This is a genomic window from uncultured Romboutsia sp. (assembly GCF_958366745.1).
Lineage (GTDB): Bacteria > Bacillota > Clostridia > Peptostreptococcales > Peptostreptococcaceae > Romboutsia > Romboutsia timonensis.
Genome location: NZ_CATXCO010000228.1, coordinates 1 through 3,725 on the forward strand (window position 1 = coordinate 1; position 3,725 = coordinate 3,725).

At 23.3% G+C, this 3,725-nt stretch carries 5 protein-coding genes; 4 read left to right on the plus strand and 1 reads right to left on the minus strand.

All coding sequences use genetic code 11. The annotated features are described in order from the left end of the window. Positions 1 to 195 precede the first annotated feature (195 nt). Positions 196 to 354 carry a DUF434 domain-containing protein gene (locus Q5F54_RS11750; protein WP_288526453.1) on the plus strand — a complete coding sequence of 53 codons (159 nt, stop codon included), beginning with the start codon at positions 196 to 198 and terminating at the stop codon, positions 352 to 354. A gap of 138 nt (positions 355 to 492) precedes the next feature. Beyond that, the gene (locus Q5F54_RS13285; RefSeq protein ID WP_302334481.1) at positions 493 to 864 is read left to right on the plus strand and encodes a DUF5616 domain-containing protein; all 372 of its coding nucleotides are present in this window, start codon (positions 493 to 495) and stop codon (positions 862 to 864) included. A 153-nt stretch (positions 865 to 1,017) separates the two neighbouring features. On the opposite strand, the gene Q5F54_RS11760 is transcribed toward Q5F54_RS13285, so the two are convergent. Beyond that, positions 1,018 to 1,770 (minus strand): nitroreductase family protein, encoded by a 753-nt coding sequence (locus Q5F54_RS11760; RefSeq protein WP_288526452.1) that lies wholly within the window; start codon positions 1,768 to 1,770, stop codon positions 1,018 to 1,020. A gap of 305 nt (positions 1,771 to 2,075) precedes the next feature. Here Q5F54_RS11760 and Q5F54_RS11765 point away from each other — a divergent pair, with 305 nt between their 5' ends. Both Q5F54_RS11765 and Q5F54_RS11770 read left to right on the plus strand, forming a co-directional pair. Continuing rightward, positions 2,076 to 3,116 (plus strand): aldose epimerase family protein, encoded by a 1,041-nt coding sequence (locus tag Q5F54_RS11765; RefSeq protein ID WP_281537291.1) that lies wholly within the window; start codon positions 2,076 to 2,078, stop codon positions 3,114 to 3,116. Positions 3,117 to 3,237: 121 nt separating this feature from the next. Beyond that, positions 3,238 to 3,711, plus strand: a complete 474-nt coding sequence (locus Q5F54_RS11770) for a hypothetical protein (RefSeq protein WP_071120512.1) — start codon at positions 3,238 to 3,240, stop codon at positions 3,709 to 3,711. The last annotated feature ends 14 nt before the right edge of the window (positions 3,712 to 3,725 follow it).

Sequence of the window (3,725 nt, forward strand, 5' to 3'; positions counted from 1 at the left end):
CATGTTCTATGATATTAAAGATAAATAAAGAAAATAATGTAATTGAAACTAAAAGAATATCTGAATAATATAAAACAGGCTGAGTTTAAATAATGATTAGGTTATTTAAAATTAGCCTGTTTTATATTCTATAATTAAAAACTATAAATAAAATTCTAAAATATTAAATTTACTTATAATAGGATGGCGGATAATATGAGCAAAGTATTTCAAAGAGGATTTGATATAAATGATAAAAAATGGTTTTCTAATAAAGAAATAATAAAATTATCAAAAGCTAAAGAAGAAATAGAATGGTTAATAAATAGAGATTATAAAATAGATTCTGTTGTAAATTTTGTAGGAGATAGATAACAATTTTCATTACGACAAAGAAATGCACTTAAAAGGGCTATATGTACAGAAGGTAAAAAGTTACTTAGAAAATCGAAATTACTTGATGTAAATAAAATAAATGAGGATACTATCTATATATATGGATTTAATCTTATAATTACATTAGAAGTAGCATTATCTAAAGGTACTTTAATAAGAGGAAGCGATGGATGCATTAGAGATTTAGCAGGATTAAGAGGAACATATAAACTTATTGATAAAACAGATTATGCAATAGAATTAATAGGAAAGTTCTTAGATGAAAAAAGTGTTCCAAGTGTAATATTTTACTTAGATTCTCCTGTATCTAATTCTGGTAACTTAAAATTAAAAATACTAGATATATTAAATTTATACAATATAAAAACAGAAGTAATTTTAGTTAATAATGCAGATGTGATTTTAGAAAATTTAGATAGGGTAGTTACTAGTGATGCAGCTATACTTGATAAATGTATAAGTTATTTTGACTTATCTATATATATATAATAGAAAAATATATAAATGAAGCTAATATTATAGATCTTAGTTGTAATTATTAAGGTCCTATTTTGTATAATTATTTAAGGTTAATTTAAAAATACCCATACATTGTTAAATATAAAATATGGGTATTTTTAAATTTATTAAAATTTATAGATATTATTTTTCATCAATAAAACATTTAATATTTTCAATTATAGATCTATTCATTTCTTTAGAAAAATCAGAGTCGATTTTTTTCTTATATATAAGTTCACCAAAATTTTTAGCATTACAAGAATTAGTCTTAGGCATATTATTTTCCTTAACAATAAACATATCTTTTAACTTATCCGTATTTAAATCTTCATAAATTTCATCAAATACAACAAAATCACTATCAAATCTATCTCTAAAATTGCGCTTATGATTATCAGGATAATATCCGAGCGTAAGCATACAAGCAGGGAAAGTGTAGTCTGGTAAATTTAATAGTTTTTTATGGATTTCATAATTTTCCATAATATCGCCAATATAGCAACTTCCAATTCCTAAGCTTTCTGCAGCTATAACTACATTTTGGGCGGCTATTAGTGCATCATTTATACCAAGCATTAAATCATTTAATCCAGGACTTTTTACATTATTAATGCCACAGACTTTGAAATAGTTAAACCACTTATTAACATCAGCCAAAAATATAAGAATAAGAGGTGCATTTTTTATAAAAGGTTGATTATCACAAGTTACACTTAATTTTTCTTTTGTTTTATCACTTTTTATTTTTAAAATAGAATACATCATCATATTTCCTGCAGTAGGTGCTTTTATAGCGCTGTTAAGTATTATGTTTAAGTCTTCATCAGATATGGGAGTATCCTTATATACTCTCAAAGAGACTCTATTATTTATAGTTTCTATAACATTATTCAAATTAAAATCCTCCTAACAAATTTTATAATTATAGCTTGATAAATAAATTCTATATTATATATATTTATAACTTTTAAAATAATTACTTTATGATGTTATCAATATAATTAGTCTTAAAGTTTGAGAAAATTAATAGATAAAATGAAGACTTTGTAATTAGTATACAGATTAAAAATATAAGGTAACTATTAATAATAGTAAGATATAAAATAGTAAAAATATGCTAAGACTTTATAGATTATTGTATAATATATATATGATGTGATAATATGTAACTATATAATTAATAGGGGGTAGATATGGTAATGAACTTAACAAAAACATTACTAAAAAATATAGATAATAAAGAGATAATATCGTATAATGTAAGATTTGATAATGGGTTTGAAGTAGAAATACTTAATTTAGGTGGGATAATAACTAAAATAATAACACCAGATAAAAATGGAAATTTAGAAAATATTGTAGTAGGGTATAAAGATATAGAAAGCTATATACAAAATCCATCTTACTTTGGAGCAATAATAGGAAGAACTTCAGGTAGAATTTGTGAAGGAAAAATATCTATAGATGGAGTCGATTATGACTTAGCTAAAAATTATAATCCTCATCAAGGGCATGGAGGAGACAAAGGATTTAATTCTAAAATCTGGGATGTAAAAATATTAGAAGAAGAAAATAATGTAATTTTGAAATTATATACTAAGTCTTTAGATATGGAAGAAAATTATCCAGGAAATTTAGATTTATGTGTAACTTTCAAAATATATGAAGATTATAAAATAGAGCAAACTTATGAAGCTATAAGTGACAAAACTACATTAGTTAATATGACTAACCATAGCTATTTTAATTTAAGTGGAAATATAAAAAGGCCGATAACAGATGAATACTTAAAAGTAGACTGTGATTATATATTAGAACTTGATGAAACTTGTGTACCAACAGGAAAAAAAATAAGCGTAGAAAATACTCCATTTGATTTTACTAAAGAAATGCTAATAGGAGAGAGAATAGACGATAATAATAAACAAATTCAAATTGGATGTGGTTATGATCATGCATTTATATTAAATGACACTAAAAATCAAATAAAACTAAATGATATAATATCAGGAAGAAATATGATAATTGATACAGATCAAGATTGTGTAGTTATATACAGTATGAACTTCCCTGATGATGTAGAACTTTACAATGGTAATAAAACTCAAAGAAGATATGGAATATGTTTTGAAACACAAGCAGCACCAATAGGAAGAAATATGTGCTTTATAGAAGCTTCTTTATTAGATAAAGGTGAAAAATATATTCAAAAAACTATTTATAAATTTTTTGTAAGCTAAAAATTTATAAATTGATATAATCTATAATTAAACTTAAATTGATTTGTTTAATTAAAATATTGATATAAGTAGTAATATTTAATAAAAAAAGTTTAAATTCAACATAAGGTAGGAGACAGCTATGAGTAAGATAAAATTTAGATTTGATGAAAAGAAGCTAAAGAAAAGAGGTATAGCATTTTTAATATTAGATCCAATAATATTTATATTACTATTAAAATTCACTCAACAACCATATGCATACTTATATATAGCAATTAGATTTTTATTTGGTTTTACTGCGTACTCAATACGTTTTTTTAAGCAAGCTATATATTTTTATAAAGGTTTTATAAAACAAATTTTTAATTATCAAGAAGACGAAGAGAATAATGTATTTAGACGAGTTCAAATGGGACTTTTTATAGAAATAATAGTTTTAGCATATGTTATATTATTTGCAGCAAAATGCTATAGACCTTTACTTATAACTGATGATATAGTAAGTATAATAATATGTAATGGGTTAATTACACTCTTATTTTTACTTTGTTCATATAGAAGTGAAAAGAAGTATAGAATATTTAGCGAAATAAATGGAAAATATATTAATTAAGAAGTGAGCTAAAT